Genomic DNA, 14,951 nt, shown 5'->3' with positions numbered 1-14,951 from the left:
GTTGCATCTGAGAGCATCGTCCGCAGGCTGGCGGTGCTCGCTTACACTGGTCGGATGCGCCCCGATTCCATCCTCACCCTGTCATGCCCGGACCGTACCGGGATCGTCTACCGTGTGTCCGGCCTGCTGTTCGAGCTGGGCTGCAACATCCTCGATGCCCAGCAGTTTGGCGACGACGAGAGCGGCCGGTTCTTCCTGCGCGTGCATTTCGACCGTGCCGCCGAGCAGTCGCTGGGTGACGTGGAAGCGCGCATGGCCACGCTGGCCGCCGAGTTCGGGATGGACTGGCAGCTGCATGATGCCCGCCGCCGTGCGCGCCTGCTGGTGCTGGTGAGCAAGCAGGGGCATTGCCTCAACGACCTGCTGTTCCGCGCGCACAGCCGGCAGCTGCAGGTGGACATCGCGGCGGTGGCCTCCAATCACGAGGACTTCGCCGCCCTGGCCGGCTCCTACGGCGTGCCGTTCCATCACCTGCCGGTCAACGCCGACAACCGTGCCGTGCAGGAGCAGCAGATCATCGACCTGGTCGAACGCGAGCAGATCGACCTGGTGGTGCTGGCGCGCTACATGCAGATTCTGTCGCCGCGCCTGTGCGAGGCCCTGGCCGGGCGCGCGATCAACATCCATCACAGCTTCCTGCCCAGCTTCAAAGGCGCGCAGCCGTACCACCAGGCGCACGCGCGCGGGGTCAAGATCATCGGCGCGACCGCGCACTACGTGACCCCGGATCTCGACGAAGGCCCGATCATCGAGCAGGACGTCGCACGCGTGGACCATGCGATGACGCCGCGCGACCTGGTGCGGCTGGGCAGCGATACCGAATCGCAGGTATTGGCCCGCGCGGTACGCCGGCATGTGGAGCATCGCATCCTGCGCAACGGGCATCGCACCGTCGTGTTCCGCTGACCGGTAGGTACCCACCTTGGGTGGGTACGACGCTCCGGTAGGTACCGACCGTTGGTCGGTACGCTTTCTGGCCGGCGCCCGGGTTCGCCCGTCAGGCAACCGCGATCTTCGCCTTCGCCAACGCCTCACGCACCATGCCGTCATTGGCCTCGGTGACCGGCCGGGTCAGGTCCCACAGGAACTTCACCCGGAACCCGGACTTCACCGCGTCCTGGGCGCTCCACAGCACGCAGTAATCGCGCGCCAGGCCGCACACATGCACCTCGCGGATGCCGCGCTCATGCAGCCAGCCCGCCAGTCCGGTGGCCGGGCGGGTGCCGTCGGGGCCATGGTTCTCACGGAAGGCGCTGTACGAATCCACCGCGCGTCGGGTGCCCTTGCGCAGGATCAGGTCGGCTACGTTCCAGTCCACGCCCGGGTGCAATGCAGCGCCCGGGCTGCCCTGCACGCAGTGGTCCGGCCACAGGGTCTGCGGCTGCGCGTGCAGCAGGATCGCCTCGAACGGCAGGTGTCCCGGGTGCTGGCTGGCGAACGAGGCATGGTCGGCCGGATGCCAGTCCTGGGTCGCCACCACGGTGCGGTAATGGCGCTCGGCGAGCACCGCGGCGATGCCCGGCACGATCGCATCGCCGTCCACGCAGGCCAGCGCGCCACCGGGCATGAAGTCCGGTTGCAGGTCGATCACGACCAGGGCGACATCGGCAGGGTAACGGCTCATGGCGACTTCACGACGGTGGGGGCGCCCAGTCTAGCCGACGCCCCCGCAACGGTCAGTCGGCGTCGCCCTGCCGGGAGGTGCCATCGCCGTAATACAGCACCCCCAGCTTGATCCGCTCGCGTCCGGTCTCGCGGCGGTGGCGGTTGGCGTCGCGCAGCGAGTACACGCAGCCGCAGTATTCCTGCTGATAGAACTGCTCGCGCTTGCTGATCTCCACCATCCGCGCGGCGCCGCCGCCCTTGCGCCAGTTGTAATCCCAGTACTGGATGCCCGGGTAGTGCGCGGCGGCGCGGTGGCCACAGTCGTTGATCTGGTTCATGTCCTTCCAGCGCGAGATGCCCAGCGAGCTGCTGATCACCTGGAAGCCGTGTTCGTGCGCGTACAACGCGGTGCGCACGAAGCGCATGTCGAAGCACATCGTGCAGCGGATGCCGCGCTCGGGCTCGTTCTCCATGCCGCGGGCACGCGAGAACCAGGTGTCGGTGTCGTAGTCGGCGTCGACGAATGGCACGCCATGCTTTTCGGCGAAGCGGATGTTCTCCTGCTTGCGCAGTTCGTATTCCTTCACCGGGTGGATGTTGGGGTTGTAGAAGAAGATCGTGTAGTCGATACCGGAGGCGGTGATCGCTTCCATCACTTCGCCCGAGCACGGTGCACAGCACGAATGCAGCAGCAGCCTGGTGTGCCCATCGGGCAGGGACAGGGTGGGACGGTCGATCGGTGTCAGCTGGGGCGTGTTCATGGGTTTCTCGTCGACCCCACCGCCGGCAACGGCGGCGATGGGGTCCTTGGGGCAGTCTACAAAGGGCAGATCAGGCGGCGTTGGCGTCCGCGGTTTCCTCGCGCAGCTCGCGCGCAGCGGCCACCAGTGCTTCCAGCGCGGCACGGGTTTCCGGCCAGCCACGGGTCTTCAGGCCGCAATCCGGGTTGACCCAGATCTGCTCGGGACGCAGCACCTCGGCGGCCTTGCGCAGCAGCGCCAGCATCTCGGCCTTGTCCGGCACGCGCGGGGAGTGGATGTCGTACACGCCCGGGCCGATCTCGTTGGGGTACTGGAAGCGCACGAAGGCATCCAGCAGTTCCATGCGCGAGCGCGAGGTCTCGATCGAGATCACGTCCGCGTCCATCGCGGCCACCGAGTGGATGATGTCGTTGAACTCGGAATAGCACATGTGGGTGTGGATCTGGGTCGCATCGCGCACGCCGCTGGCACTGATCCGGAAGGCTTCGACCGCCCAGTCCAGGTAGTCGCGCCACTGCGCGCGGCGCAGCGGCAGCCCTTCGCGGATCGCCGGCTCGTCGATCTGGATCACGCCGATGCCGGCCGCTTCCAGATCGGTCACTTCATCGCGCAGGGCCAGCGCGATCTGGCGGCAGGTATCCGCGCGGGACTGGTCATCGCGCACGAACGACCACTGCAGCACCGTCACCGGGCCGGTCAGCATGCCCTTCATCGGCCGCTGGGTGAGCGACTGCGCGTACTGCGACCAGCGCACCGTCATCGGCTGCGGGCGGGTCACATCGCCGAAGATCACCGGCGGCTTCACGCAGCGCGAGCCGTAGCTCTGCACCCAGCCGTTCCTGGTGAAGGCGAATCCATCCAGCTGCTCGCCGAAGTACTCGACCATGTCGTTGCGCTCGAACTCGCCGTGCACCAGCACGTCCAGCCCGATCTGTTCCTGCACGCGGACGCAGTGCTCGGTCTGGGTCGCCAGGAAGGCATCGTAGTCGGCATCGGAGAGCTTGCCGGACTTGTTGCGGGCGCGCGCCTCACGCACCTCCAGCGTCTGCGGGAACGAGCCGATCGTGGTGGTCGGGAAGCGCGGCAGCTTGAGCGCGGCGGCCTGGGCCAGGTGACGCTGCGGGTAGCGGCTGTGGCGCTGGGCATCGGCCGGGGTCAGCGCGGCCAGCCGCGCGCTGACGGCCGGGTTGTGCACGCGCGGCGAGCGGCGACGGGATTCGATGCACGCACGCGAGTGCGCCAGCGGCGCCTCGGCGCGTGCCGGCGCATCGATCGCGTCGGCCAGCACGCGCAGCTCGCCGAGCTTCTGCCGGGAGAATGCCAGCCAGCTGCGCAGTTCGTCGTCCAGCTTCTTTTCGTGGTCCAGATCGACCGGGCTGTGCAGCAGCGAACACGAGGGCGCCAGCCACAGCGCATCGCTGCCCACATGGCCGTGCGCGTAGCGCGCCAGCACCAGCGCGTTGTCCAGGTGGGTGCGCCAGATGTTGCGGCCGTTGACCAGCCCGGCCGACAGCACGCGACCGGCCGGCAGCGCCTTGATCACCGCATCCAGCTGTTCCGGCGCGCGGACCAGATCCACATGCAGGCCATCGACCGGCAGCGACGCGGCGAGATCGAGGTTGTCCTCCAGCGCACCAAAGTAGGTAGCGACCAGCACCTTCGGGCGGGCGGCCTGGGCCAGCACCGCATAGGCGTGCTCGAACGCGGCCCGCGTGGCCTCGTCCAGGTCCTGCACCAGCAGCGGCTCATCCAGCTGCACCCACGAAGCGCCGGCGGCCTTGAGCTCGCCCAGCAGCTGCACGTACACCGGCAGCAGCGCATCGAGCAGGTCCAGCGCGTTGCTGCCATCGGTGGTCTTGGACAGCCGCAGGAAGGTCACCGGCCCGATCAGCACCGGGCGGGTCTCGATCCCCAGCGCCTTGGCCTGGCGGTACTCGGCCAGCGGCTTGTCGCCGCGCACCGTGAAGGTCTGGCCGGCATGCAGTTCGGGCACCAGGTAGTGGTAGTTGGTGTCGAACCACTTGGTCATTTCCAGCGCATGCAGGTCGATGCCATCGCGCTGCAGGCCACGCGCCATCGCGAAGTAGCCGCTCAGCGGCTCGGCATCGGCAAGCGCGCGGTAGCGGGCCGGGATCGCATCGAACAGGAAGGCGGCATCGAGCACCTGGTCATACAGGCTGAAATCGTTGCTCGGCGGCACATCCACGCCGGCCTCGCGCTGCAGCTGCCAGTGGCGTTCACGCAGTTCGGCCGCGGTGTCCTGCAGCGACGCGGCGCTGCTTTCGCCGGACCAGAAGGCTTCGAGCGCGCGCTTGAGTTCGCGCTTGGCACCGATGCGCGGAAAACCCAGGGTGGTAACAGTGGTCATTGGAACGTGTCCTCATTGCGTAGGGGCATTGAGGAACGAAGGAACCGCGCGCCGTCCGGGGCTTTGCAGCCCGTTCCGCCCCGCCAGCGACCTTCGCCCCCGCGGGCGAACCGGATGCCGTGAAGCGGACGCACGGGGGCAGCGCCATGCAGGCGGCATGGCGGCAGGCCCCGGCAACCTCCCCGCGGACGTTCCAGGTCGAATCGGAGGACGGTCGTGTCCTCCGGCCGGGGCCGGTATTCGGGCTGATGGACACGGGCGCGGACGCCCACCTAGTACCTGCCGCTTCCCAGGCGCGAAGGCCAAGTGCTGTTGGCAGGAGTCGTTTCCATTCACCGCTGCGGGGCAGCTCCGGAATGGGCGCACGAGGCGCCTTCACCGGATTCCCGTTTAAATCCATCCCTTCATCTGCATGAAGCGATGGATACCTTCGGCGAGCACAAGGTAGGCCGAAGGCGGGCGATGGTCAAGTCGTCTGCGCGATTGACCCAACTGCATCCAAACCACCGCCAACTGCGTATCTCCCTGCAAGCCCGCCCGTTTGGACCCCCATGCGCCAGCCGATGCCCTGCCTGATCCTGCTGATGTCGGCCTTCGCCGTCCCCGTGAGTGCCGCCGACCAGACCGTGCAGCGCCAGGAAGGGCGCGCGTACGCCACCGCCGATGGACGCCTGCTCTACCGCGAGACGCACTGGCTGCAGGGACCGCCAACGGCACAGTCGCGTCTGGTGCTGTACCGCTGCAGCGATGGCCGCCCGTTCGCGCGCAAATGGATGACGCCGCAGGGCAACCCGCAGACACCGGACTTCACGCTTGACGATGGCCGCGATGGGTATCAGGAAGGGGTGCGTGGTACCTCCGATGCGCGCCAGGTATCGGTCCGCGCCAGCGCCCAGGCGCCCACCTTCAGCCGGGCGATCGCGATCCCCTCGGGGGCCGTGGTCGATGCCGGCTTCGATGCCGCGGTGCGCCGTCATTGGGCTGCGCTGCAGGCCGGACAGAGCGTGGCGTTCCAGTTCCTCCTGCCCAGTCGCCAGCGTCTGGTGCCGCTGAAGCTGCAGCGTACCGGCGCGGTCACCTGGCAGGGCCAGCCGGCCGAGCAGCTGCAGATGAAGCTCGATGCCTGGTTCGGCTTCGCCGTGCCCGCGGTGACCTTGATCTATGCCACCGCGGACCAGCGCCTGTTGCAATTCACCGGCACCGGCAACGTCCGCGATGACAAGGGCAGGTACCCGGACGTGCGGGTCGAGTTTCCTGCTGCCCCCGTTGCAACGCCCGCCGCCGAGCTCACCGCTGCCCGCACGCAGCCGCTGGTGAAGACATGCGGTGCCTGAGCGCCCCCTTGCAGACAGCGCCGGGAGCAAGGAGGATGCCGATACGCCCGTTATCGACATTGAGCCTGCAATGCCCGAGCTGGACGCCGCCGCCACCGCCGCATCACACCGCTTGGACGAGTTGCTCGTCCGGGTCGCCGGAGGCGATCGCCAGGCGTTCGAATCGGTCTATCAGCTTGCCTCCGGCCGCCTGTTCGCGATCTGCCTGCAGGTGCTGCGCGACCGCGGCGATGCCGAAGAAGTGCTGCAGGAGGTCTTCACCACGGTCTGGCACAAGGCGGCACAGTTCGACCGTGCCAAGGCCGCGGCCATGACCTGGCTGTCGATGATGGCCCGCAACCGCTCGATCGACCGCCTGCGCGCCGCGCCGCCGCGCGCGCTGGATGATCTGTCGGTGGCCGAGGAACTGCCCGATTTCGCGCCGCAGCCGGCCCAGGTGGCCGAACAGGCATCCGATCACGAGCGCCTGCAGGACTGCCTGGACACGCTGGAGCCGCGCCGCCGCTCGCTGATCCGGCTGGCCTTCCTCGATGGCGCCAGCTATGAGGAACTGGCGCGCCGCATCGGCTCGCCGCTGGGCTCGGTGAAGAGCTGGATCCGCCGGGGCCTGGGCCAACTGCGGGTGTGCCTGGAACGATGAACAGCCGCGACCTCCACGATCTGCATGACGACGGCGAACCGCCGAGCGCCGACATCCTCGCCGGCGAGTACGTGCTGGGGGTGCTCGACGCTGCCCGGCGCGCCGAGGTCGAACGCCGCATCGCCAGCGATCCCGGCTTCGGCCGGCTGGTGACGCAGTGGGAAAACCGCCTCGCGCCGATGCTGGAGTCGCTCGGAAGCGAACCCGTGCCCGCGCACCTGTGGCCGCGTATCCGGACCTCGCTGGGCTGGCCTTCCGCAGCCACGGCCTCGCCGCGGCTGTGGCAGCGCACCGGGTTCTGGCAGGGCATGACCGCGCTGGCCGCCGCATTGGCGCTGGTGGCGGTGTTCAGCCGCCGCGAACTGGAGCCTGCCGCTCCGGTGTCCACCCCGGTGGCGGTCACACCAAGCACCCCGACGGCCCCGGCCGAACCGGAGCAGGCGACCAAGCCGGTCACCCCGCTGCTGCACGACGATGGCACGCCGGGCTGGCTGGCCTCGGTCGACAAGACCCAGGGCAAGGTGCTGATGGTGCCCGTCCCGGCACCGGCAGACGCGGCCGGTCGCGCGCCGGAGCTGTGGCTGATCCCGGCCGGTGGCGCTCCGCGTTCGCTGGGCCTGGTCTCGATCAACCGCGCCCACACCGTGGCCGTGCCCGACACCCTGCGTGATGCACTTGTGAACGGCTCGGTGCTGGCGATCACGCTGGAGCCCTCCACCGGCGCGCCGCAGGGCATTCCGACCGGCCCGATCATCGCCAAGGGCGATATCGCGAACCTGTAACCGCATGGGTCCGGACTATTTTTCCGGATCCGTGCATCCAAAAGGCGCCCGCTCCCGTATCTCCTGATAACGCCTCAGGAGAAGCGAGTCATGTCGGTCAGCCCCACCCCCGACGCAGGACGCACCGCACAGCGACGCCGCTGGGCAACGCTGCTGCGCTGGTTCGACACCAGCACCGATGCGGCGGCCGCGACCGGCCAGCCACAGCGCGTGGACTGGGTGCGGGCGATCCCGTTCGCCGCGATGCACCTGGCCTGCCTGGCGGTGATCTGGGTGGGCGTGTCCTGGGTCGCGGTCGGCGTGGCGGTCGCGCTGTACGCGGTGCGCATGTTTGCGATCACCGCCTTCTACCACCGCTACTTCTCCCACCGCACGTTCCAGACGTCGCGCGCCGTGCAGTTCCTCTTCGCGCTGATCGGTGCCTCCAGCGTGCAGCGCGGCCCGTTGTGGTGGGCCGCGCATCACCGCAATCATCATCGCCATACCGACACGGCGGCCGATCCGCATTCGCCCTCGGTGCATGGCTTCTGGTGGAGCCACATGGGCTGGTTCCTCACGGTCGAGGGCTTCCGTACCGACTGGTCGCGCATCCCCGACCTGGCCAAGTACCCGGAGCTGCGCTGGCTGGACCGCTTCGACACGCTGGTGCCGATCGCATTGGCCGCCGCGCTGTTCGGCCTGGGTGCCCTGCTGGAGCGCATCGCGCCGTCGTGGGGCACCACCGGCGGGCAGATGCTGGTGTGGGGGTTCTTCATCTCCACCGTCGTGCTGTTCCATGCGACGGTGACGATCAACTCACTCGCGCACCGCTTCGGCCGCCAGCGTTTCAACACCGGTGACGACAGCCGCAACAACCTGTGGCTCGCCCTGTTGACCTTCGGCGAAGGCTGGCACAACAACCATCACTTCTTCCCGGGGACCGCGCGCCAGGGCTTCTACTGGTGGGAAGTGGATGTCACCTGGTATGGCCTGCGGGCGATGGCCGCGCTCGGGCTGGTGCGTGACCTCAAACCCGTGCCGGCCTGGGTGCTGGCCAAGGCGGAGCACTGACATGCGTATCGCCGTGATCGGATCGGGCATCGCCGGCCTCGCCAGTGCGTGGTGGTTGAGCCAGCGGCACGAAGTGACGCTGTTCGAAGCCAATGACTACCTCGGTGGCCATACCCACACGCATGAGGTGGAGATCGATGGCCGCACGCAGGCGGTGGATACCGGCTTCATCGTGTTCAACCCCGCGCACTATCCGTTGCTGACCGGCCTGTTCGAGGAACTGGGCGTGGCCTCGCAGCCGACCACGATGAGCTTCTCGGTGCACAGCGAACGCAGCGGGCTGGAGTACAACGCCACCTCGCTGGACACGCTGTTCTGCCAGCGCCGCAATCTGGTGTCACCGCGCTTCTGGGGCATGCTGCGCGACCTGCGCCGTTTCTACCGCGAGGCGCCGGCGCTGCTCGAGCGCGACGATGAGGGCCCCTCGCTGGGCGAATTCCTGGACAAGGGCCGTTACGGCCGCACCTTCATCGACGAACACCTGCTGCCGATGGCCTCGGCGCTGTGGTCGTCGCCGACGGCCAGCCTGGCCGCGTTCCCGGCGCGCTACCTCGTGCAGTTCATGGCCAATCACCAGATGCTGCAGATGACCGGGCGCGCACCGTGGCGCGTGGTGCAGGGCGGCTCGGCGCGGTATGTCGACGCGCTGCGCCGTCGCTGGCAGGTGCGTGAGCGCCTGGAGTGCCCGGTATTCGGCGTGGAGCGCCACGAGCATGGCGTGCGCGTGCACAGCGCTGCCGGCCTGGAAGGCTTCGACCAGCTGGTGCTGGCCTGCCACAGCGACCAGGCACTGGCCCTGCTGTCCGATGCCGATCTCACCGAGCGCGCGGTGCTGGGCGCGATCCGCTACCAGCCCAACGACGTCGTCCTGCACACCGATGCCAGCCTGTTGCCGCGTGACCGCAAGGCGTGGGCCGCATGGAATGCGCACGTGCCGCGCGATCCCCTCGCGCCGTGCACGGTGAGCTACTGCATGAACCTGCTGCAGGGCATCGACACGCCGACGCCGTTGGTGGTCACCCTCAACCGCAGCGCTGCGATCGATCCGGCCACCGTGCTGCGTCGCCTGCAGTACGCCCATCCCGTGCACGACCACGCGATGGTGCGGGCGCAGCAGCGCTGGACGGAGATCCAGGGCCACCGCCGGACCTGGTTCGCCGGTGCGTACTGGGGCTGGGGCTTCCACGAGGATGGCATCCGCAGTGCACGGCGCGTGGTCGACGCGTTACAGGCGCTGGATGCGGAGTCGTACTGGCCGCTGGCCGAGGCGCTGCCGGCATGAACGCCAGTGCGATCTACCGCGGCTGGATGCGCCATCGGCGGCACGCGCCGCACGCGCACGCATTCCGCTACCCGATCGCGCAGCTGCTGCTGGACCTGGACGAACTGCCGCGCCTGTTCGAGCGGCGCTGGCTGTGGTCGGTCGGCCGCCGCAACGTGGTCGAGTTCCGCCGCAGCGACTATCTCGGCGCGCCCGATCAGCCGCTGGCCGATGCCGTGCGTGCACGCATCACCGAGGCATTGGGCCGCGCGCCCGCCGGGCCGATCCGCCTGCTGACGCATCCGCGTTATGCCGGCCATGTCTTCAATCCGGTGAGCTTCTACTACTGCTACGCCGCCGATGGCAGCACGCTGGACAGCATCGTCGCGGAGATCACCAACACGCCGTGGAAGGAGCGCCACGCCTACGTGCTGCCGGTGGCGCAGGCCGATGCCCAGGGCCGCGCGCTGTGCTGGTCCTTCGACAAGCAGTTCCATGTCTCGCCCTTCATGCCGATGGACTGCGAGTACCGCTGGCGCTTCACCGCGCCGGGCGACGACCTGCACGTGCACATGCAGGTCTGGCGCGAGGGCGCATGCCAGTTCGATGCCGACCTGGTCATGCGGCGCCATCCGCTCACCGGTCGTGGCCTGGCCGGCGTGCTGCTGCGCTACCCGCTGATGACCCTCAAGGTCGTTGCCGCGATCCACTGGCAGGCGCTGCGCCTGTGGCTGAAGCGCACCCCCGTCCACGACCATCCTTCTCTTGCCGGAAAATCCCCATGAACGACATGACCCGTGCGGTGGCCGTGCCGCAACCGTCCGCCCTCGAAGGGTTCCTGCGCGCACGCCTGTTGGCGCAGCTGGCGCCGCTGCGCGGCGGGCAGCTGCGGCTGCGCGACGCCGTGGGTGATGTGGTGATCGGCGATCCGGACGCCACGCCCCAGGTGACGGTCTGGGTGGACGACCCCGGCTTCTACCGCGCGGTCGCCGCGCAGGGCAGTGTCGGTGCGGGCGAGGCCTACATCCGCGGTGACTGGCGCTGCGATGACCTGGTCGCGCTGGTGCAGCTGCTGGTCCGCAACCGCGATCTGCTCGATGGCATGGAGCGCGGCCCGGCCCGCCTGGGCGGCTGGCTGCTGAAAGGCTGGAACCGGCTGCGCCGCAACACGCGCGAAGGCAGCCGCCGCAACATCGCCGCGCACTACGACCTGGGCAATCCATTCTTCTCGCTGTTCCTGTCCCCGGACCTGATGTACTCCTCGGCGCTGTATGCCCGCCCGGACGACACGCTGGAGGCGGCGTCCGAGCGCAAGCTGGCGCGCATCTGCGAGCAGCTGCAGCTGACCGCCGCCGACCGCGTGGTCGAGATCGGCACCGGCTGGGGCGGCTTCGCGCTGTACGCGGCGCGCCATATCGGTTGCCACGTCACCACCACCACCATCTCGGTCGAGCAGTACACGCTGGCAAAGCAGCGGGTCGAGGCGGCCGGCCTGCAGGACAAGGTGACCCTGCTGCTCAAGGATTACCGCGATCTGGACGGTCAGTACGACAAGCTGGTGTCCATCGAGATGATCGAGGCGATCGGCGCGCAGTACCTGGACACCTACTTCGCCACGCTGACCCGCCTGCTCAAGGATGACGGTCTGGCGCTGCTGCAGGCCATCACCATCGAAGACCAGCGTTACCAGCAGGCGCGGCGCAGCGTGGACTACATCAAGCGCTTCGTGTTCCCCGGCAGCTTCATCCCCTCGATCAACGCGATCGTCGCGGCCAAGACCCGCAGCAGCGACCTGCAGCTGATCGGCCAGCATGACTTCGGGCCGTCCTATGCACTCACGCTCCGCGCGTGGCGCCAGCGTTTCCTGGCCCAGCTGCCCGCAGTGCGCGCGCAGGGCTTCGATGCACGCTTCATCCGCCTGTGGGAGTTCTATCTCGCGTACTGCGAAGGTGGCTTCCTGGAGCGCTCCATCGGCGTCTCGCACCTGCTGATGGCGCGTCCGGGCTACCGGCCCGCGCTGATCGCCGGGGAGGGCTGAGGTGCCCCGTTTCTGGGCCAACGTGATCGGCAACCAGCTGGTCTGGCTGTGCGCCGTGATCGGCGCTGGTCATGGGCTGCGCTGGCCCGCGCTGGTGGCGGCGGCGTTGTATGTGGGCAGCCAGTTGGCGTTGTCGGCACAACCGTCGGTCGAACTCAAACTTATGCTGGTGGCGATCGGCTGCGGCGTGATCGTTGACGGGTTGGCCGCCGCTTCCGGGAGGGTGATTTACGCGGCCGGCAGTGATCCCGCGTGGGTCGCCCCGGTCTGGATCCTCGCGCTGTGGGCCGCGTTCGCGATGACGCTCACGCTGTCATTCGCGGTGCTGCAGCGGCATCTGGCCATGGCGGCACTGGTCGGCCTGCTGCTGGCGCCGCTGGCGTATCTGTCCGCCGCGCGCGGCTGGTCGTCGGTGGTGTTCGCCGCACCGCAATGGCACGGCGTGCTGCTGCTCGGCCTGGGCTGGGCGATCGCGCTGCCGGTGCTTGCCGCGTGCGCCCGTCATTGGCAGCGCCACGCCGCACCGATGCGCCCACTCGTTCCGGGAGAGACACGATGAAAATGCTGTGGTGGGTGTGGCTGTACGCCGCCGTGATCATGACCTGGGGCTGGTGGTGGCAGCGCCGGCACCAGAACATCGGTGTGGTGGATGTGCTCTGGGCCAAGGGCGTCGGCGCGTCGGCCCTGCTGCTGGCACTGTTGGGCGATGGCGCGGCGATGCCGCGGATCGCGCTGGCGGTGCTGGGCGGCCTGTGGGGCTCGCGCCTGGCACTGCACCTGTGGCACCGCGTGCGCAGCGAGCCCGAGGATGGCCGCTACCAGCACCTGCGCAGGCACTGGAACGGCCACCAGGGAAAGATCTTCGGCTTCTTCCAGTTCCAGGCGCTGTTGATCGTGCTGTTTGCGCTGCCATTCGTGGCGGTGTCGGTGAATCCGGCACCCCAGGGCTGGGGCTGGCTGATGGCGGCCATCGCGATGTGGCTGCTGAGCGTGGGCGGCGAATCGCTGGCGGACCGTCAGCTGGCGCGCTTCCGTGCCGATCCGGCCAACAAGGGCAAGACCTGCCGTGACGGGCTGTGGCGCTACTCGCGGCACCCCAACTATTTCTTCGAGTGGCTGCACTGGTTCACCTATGTGCTGCTCGCCGTGCACTCGCCGCTGTGGTGGCTGGCCTGGTCCGGGCCACTGGTGATGTACGTGTTCCTGCGCTGGGTCAGTGGGATTCCCTTCACCGAGGCGCAGGCGCTGCGTTCGCGTGGCGAGGATTACCGCGAGTACCAGCGCACCACGCCGATGCTGTTTCCGTGGTTCCCCTCCCGTTCGTCGTCTGCCCGCAAGGAATCTTCCCCATGAATGTCGCCAGTGACCGTCTTCCGCTGCCGGACTACGCACCGGGCCTGACCGGCCTGGCCGAACGCGGACTGCTGCCCGATGCCCTGCTGCGGCTGGGCATCCGCCGCCAGTGCGAGCAGCGCCTGCGCGAAGAACTCGCCGGCGGCCAGCAGGTGCAGTCGCAGCGCTTTGCCGCGCGCATCGCCGGGCTGGCCAGCAGCGCCGTGGCGCTGCACGTGGATGCCGCCAACCGCCAGCACTACGAGGTGCCGGCCGAGTTCTTCCACCGTTGCCTGGGCAAGCGGCTGAAGTACAGCAGCTGCTACTACGCCACCGGCACGGAAACGCTGGACGAGGCTGAAGAGGCGATGCTGGCGCTGTACGGCGAGCGCGCACAGCTGGCCGATGGGCAGCACATCCTGGAGCTGGGCTGCGGCTGGGGGTCGCTGACACTGTGGATGGCCGAGCGCTACCCGAACGCGCAGATCACCGCGGTATCCAATTCCAACAGCCAGCGCGAGTACATCCTGGGCCAGTGCCGCGCGCGTGGCCTGATCAACGTCACCGTGCTGACCCGTGACGTGAACCATCTGATGCTGGATGCGGAGACCTTCGATCGCTGCGTGTCGATCGAGATGTTCGAGCACATGCGCAATTACCCGCAGCTGCTGCAGCGCATCCACCGCTGGCTGCGCCCGGAGGGCAAGCTGTTCGTGCACATCTTCGTGCACCGCACGCTGATGTACCCGTTCGAGACCGAGGGCGATGACAACTGGATGGGCCGCCACTTCTTCACCGGTGGCCTGATGCCGGCCGCCGATACCCTGCTGTTCTTCCAGCAGCACCTGCAGCTGCAGCAGCGCTGGCTGCTTGATGGCACCCACTACGAGCGCACAGCCAACCATTGGCTGGCCAACCAGGACCGCGAGAAAGAGGCGGTGATGGCCGTGCTGCGCCAGACCTACGGCGATGCCTCGGCCGCGCTGTGGCACCAGCGCTGGCGGATGTTCTGGATGGCCTGCGCGGAGCTGTTCGGCTATCAGCAGGGCCAGCAGTGGCAGGTGGCCCATTACCTGTTCAACCGTCCGTGATCACCCCACGTTCCTGGAGGAAGCCGTCATGTCGATCCGCGCTCTCATCCCTTTGCTGGCCGTCGGCATGATGCTCGGCGGCTGCAGTGGCAACACCCGTCCGATCCCGCCCGTGGCCCACGTGGACGTGCCGCGCTTCATGGGCGACTGGTATGTGATCGCCCATATCCCCAGCCGCCCCGAGCGTGAAGCGTTCGATGCGGTGGAGTCCTATGCGTTGCGTCCGGACGGTCGCATCCAGACCACCTTCCGCTACCGCAAGGGCAGCTTCCAGGCCCCGATCAAGACCATGCACCCGATCGGGACGGTCAAGGAGGGCACCGGCGGCGCCGTCTGGGGCATGCAGTTCATCTGGCCGATCCAGGCCGAGTACGTGATCGTGGATCTCGATCACGACTACAGGCAGACCATCGTCGGGCGCAGCAAACGCGATTACATGTGGCTGATGGCGCGCACGCCGACCATCTCCGATGCGGACTACCAGGCGGCCATGACCCGCATCGCCGCGCTCGGCTACGACCTGTCCCAGGTACGGCGCGTACCGCAGTCCGGCAAGGCCGAATAAGCCGTTCCGTGCCGCGCTTCTCAGGCCTTGAGAAGCGCGCGGGCGATACTGTCGCCATCGACCTCGCCGGTCCCTGCATCGTTGCGGGACCAGGCGGGGAGGGTGCGCGGATCGGCCGCGCACC

At 68.4% G+C, this 14,951-nt stretch carries 15 protein-coding genes and 1 riboswitch; of the genes, 12 read left to right on the top strand and 3 right to left on the bottom strand.

The window, feature by feature from the left end:
• Nucleotides 1–54 precede the first annotated feature (54 nt).
• Complete coding sequence (purU, locus tag ABE473_RS02365) at nt 55–906, top strand: formyltetrahydrofolate deformylase (protein ID WP_121044317.1); 852 nt, start codon at nt 55–57, stop codon at nt 904–906.
• Between the two features lie 91 nt (nt 907–997).
• Here purU and pncA read toward each other — a convergent pair whose 3' ends face one another.
• The 3 genes from pncA to metE all read right to left on the bottom strand — a co-directional run bounded on the left by pncA (nt 998) and on the right by metE (nt 4,734).
• Complete coding sequence (pncA, locus tag ABE473_RS02360) at nt 998–1,624, bottom strand: bifunctional nicotinamidase/pyrazinamidase (RefSeq protein WP_346488354.1); 627 nt, start codon at nt 1,622–1,624, stop codon at nt 998–1,000.
• Nucleotides 1,625–1,676: 52 nt separating this feature from the next.
• The gene (locus ABE473_RS02355; protein WP_346478461.1) at nt 1,677–2,366 is read right to left on the bottom strand and encodes an epoxyqueuosine reductase QueH; all 690 of its coding nucleotides are present in this window, start codon (nt 2,364–2,366) and stop codon (nt 1,677–1,679) included.
• A gap of 70 nt (nt 2,367–2,436) precedes the next feature.
• On the bottom strand, nt 2,437–4,734 hold the full coding sequence (gene metE, locus ABE473_RS02350; RefSeq protein ID WP_346478460.1) for a 5-methyltetrahydropteroyltriglutamate--homocysteine S-methyltransferase: 2,298 nt from the start codon (nt 4,732–4,734) through the stop codon (nt 2,437–2,439).
• A gap of 213 nt (nt 4,735–4,947) precedes the next feature.
• Nucleotides 4,948–5,181, bottom strand: a riboswitch (cobalamin riboswitch).
• A gap of 104 nt (nt 5,182–5,285) precedes the next feature.
• Here metE and ABE473_RS02345 point away from each other — a divergent pair.
• From ABE473_RS02345 to ABE473_RS02295, 11 genes are all read left to right on the top strand, one after another.
• On the top strand, nt 5,286–6,068 hold the full coding sequence (locus ABE473_RS02345) for a hypothetical protein (protein ID WP_346488353.1): 783 nt from the start codon (nt 5,286–5,288) through the stop codon (nt 6,066–6,068).
• A gap of 70 nt (nt 6,069–6,138) precedes the next feature.
• On the top strand, nt 6,139–6,708 hold the full coding sequence (locus ABE473_RS02340) for a sigma-70 family RNA polymerase sigma factor (RefSeq protein ID WP_346488352.1): 570 nt from the start codon (nt 6,139–6,141) through the stop codon (nt 6,706–6,708).
• Nucleotides 6,705–7,490, top strand: a complete 786-nt coding sequence (locus ABE473_RS02335; protein WP_346488351.1) for an anti-sigma factor — start codon at nt 6,705–6,707, stop codon at nt 7,488–7,490. Before ABE473_RS02340 ends, ABE473_RS02335 begins: the two co-directional genes overlap by 4 nt.
• A 90-nt stretch (nt 7,491–7,580) precedes the next feature.
• Nucleotides 7,581–8,540 carry an acyl-CoA desaturase gene (locus ABE473_RS02330; RefSeq protein WP_346488350.1) on the top strand — a complete coding sequence of 320 codons (960 nt, stop codon included), beginning with the start codon at nt 7,581–7,583 and terminating at the stop codon, nt 8,538–8,540.
• A gap of 1 nt (nt 8,541) precedes the next feature.
• A complete protein-coding gene (locus ABE473_RS02325; RefSeq protein WP_346488349.1) occupies nt 8,542–9,822 on the top strand; it encodes an FAD-dependent oxidoreductase in 1,281 nt (426 codons plus the stop codon).
• Complete coding sequence (locus ABE473_RS02320; RefSeq protein WP_346478454.1) at nt 9,819–10,586, top strand: DUF1365 domain-containing protein; 768 nt, start codon at nt 9,819–9,821, stop codon at nt 10,584–10,586. The genes ABE473_RS02325 and ABE473_RS02320 overlap by 4 nt, the downstream gene beginning before the upstream one ends.
• Nucleotides 10,583–11,839 (top strand): cyclopropane-fatty-acyl-phospholipid synthase family protein, encoded by a 1,257-nt coding sequence (locus ABE473_RS02315; protein WP_346488348.1) that lies wholly within the window; start codon nt 10,583–10,585, stop codon nt 11,837–11,839. The genes ABE473_RS02320 and ABE473_RS02315 overlap by 4 nt, the downstream gene beginning before the upstream one ends.
• 1 nt (nt 11,840) lies before the next feature.
• Nucleotides 11,841–12,398 carry a DUF2878 domain-containing protein gene (locus ABE473_RS02310; protein ID WP_346488347.1) on the top strand — a complete coding sequence of 186 codons (558 nt, stop codon included), beginning with the start codon at nt 11,841–11,843 and terminating at the stop codon, nt 12,396–12,398.
• Nucleotides 12,395–13,192, top strand: coding sequence for a DUF1295 domain-containing protein (locus tag ABE473_RS02305; RefSeq protein ID WP_346488346.1), 798 nt, complete (start codon nt 12,395–12,397; stop codon nt 13,190–13,192). Before ABE473_RS02310 ends, ABE473_RS02305 begins: the two co-directional genes overlap by 4 nt.
• On the top strand, nt 13,189–14,262 hold the full coding sequence (locus ABE473_RS02300; RefSeq protein WP_346478450.1) for a class I SAM-dependent methyltransferase: 1,074 nt from the start codon (nt 13,189–13,191) through the stop codon (nt 14,260–14,262). Before ABE473_RS02305 ends, ABE473_RS02300 begins: the two co-directional genes overlap by 4 nt.
• 28 nt (nt 14,263–14,290) lie before the next feature.
• Nucleotides 14,291–14,827 carry a lipocalin family protein gene (locus ABE473_RS02295; protein WP_346488345.1) on the top strand — a complete coding sequence of 179 codons (537 nt, stop codon included), beginning with the start codon at nt 14,291–14,293 and terminating at the stop codon, nt 14,825–14,827.
• Nucleotides 14,828–14,951 lie beyond the last annotated feature (124 nt).

This window comes from Stenotrophomonas sp. TWI700 (assembly GCF_039673645.1).
Lineage (GTDB): Bacteria > Pseudomonadota > Gammaproteobacteria > Xanthomonadales > Xanthomonadaceae > Stenotrophomonas > Stenotrophomonas maltophilia_AA.
Note: the sequence above shows the minus strand (reverse complement) of the source record. Positions and strands in the feature narration are given on the sequence as shown.

What these genes read in the sequence shown, in the direction of transcription:
- ABE473_RS02315 (WP_346488348.1), top strand. Translation starts at nt 10,583, where the DNA reads ATGAACGACATGACCCGTGCGGTGGCCGTGCCGCAACCGTCCGCCCTC.
- ABE473_RS02325 (WP_346488349.1), top strand. Translation starts at nt 8,542, where the DNA reads ATGCGTATCGCCGTGATCGGATCGGGCATCGCCGGCCTCGCCAGTGCG.
- pncA (WP_346488354.1), bottom strand. Translation starts at nt 1,624, where the DNA reads ATGAGCCGTTACCCTGCCGATGTCGCCCTGGTCGTGATCGACCTGCAA.
- ABE473_RS02340 (WP_346488352.1), top strand. Translation starts at nt 6,139, where the DNA reads ATGCCCGAGCTGGACGCCGCCGCCACCGCCGCATCACACCGCTTGGAC.
- ABE473_RS02335 (WP_346488351.1), top strand. Translation starts at nt 6,705, where the DNA reads ATGAACAGCCGCGACCTCCACGATCTGCATGACGACGGCGAACCGCCG.
- ABE473_RS02330 (WP_346488350.1), top strand. Translation starts at nt 7,581, where the DNA reads ATGTCGGTCAGCCCCACCCCCGACGCAGGACGCACCGCACAGCGACGC.
- ABE473_RS02320 (WP_346478454.1), top strand. Translation starts at nt 9,819, where the DNA reads ATGAACGCCAGTGCGATCTACCGCGGCTGGATGCGCCATCGGCGGCAC.
- ABE473_RS02355 (WP_346478461.1), bottom strand. Translation starts at nt 2,366, where the DNA reads ATGAACACGCCCCAGCTGACACCGATCGACCGTCCCACCCTGTCCCTG.
- ABE473_RS02345 (WP_346488353.1), top strand. Translation starts at nt 5,286, where the DNA reads ATGCGCCAGCCGATGCCCTGCCTGATCCTGCTGATGTCGGCCTTCGCC.
- ABE473_RS02300 (WP_346478450.1), top strand. Translation starts at nt 13,189, where the DNA reads ATGAATGTCGCCAGTGACCGTCTTCCGCTGCCGGACTACGCACCGGGC.
- metE (WP_346478460.1), bottom strand. Translation starts at nt 4,734, where the DNA reads ATGACCACTGTTACCACCCTGGGTTTTCCGCGCATCGGTGCCAAGCGC.
- ABE473_RS02305 (WP_346488346.1), top strand. Translation starts at nt 12,395, where the DNA reads ATGAAAATGCTGTGGTGGGTGTGGCTGTACGCCGCCGTGATCATGACC.
- purU (WP_121044317.1), top strand. Translation starts at nt 55, where the DNA reads ATGCGCCCCGATTCCATCCTCACCCTGTCATGCCCGGACCGTACCGGG.
- ABE473_RS02295 (WP_346488345.1), top strand. Translation starts at nt 14,291, where the DNA reads ATGTCGATCCGCGCTCTCATCCCTTTGCTGGCCGTCGGCATGATGCTC.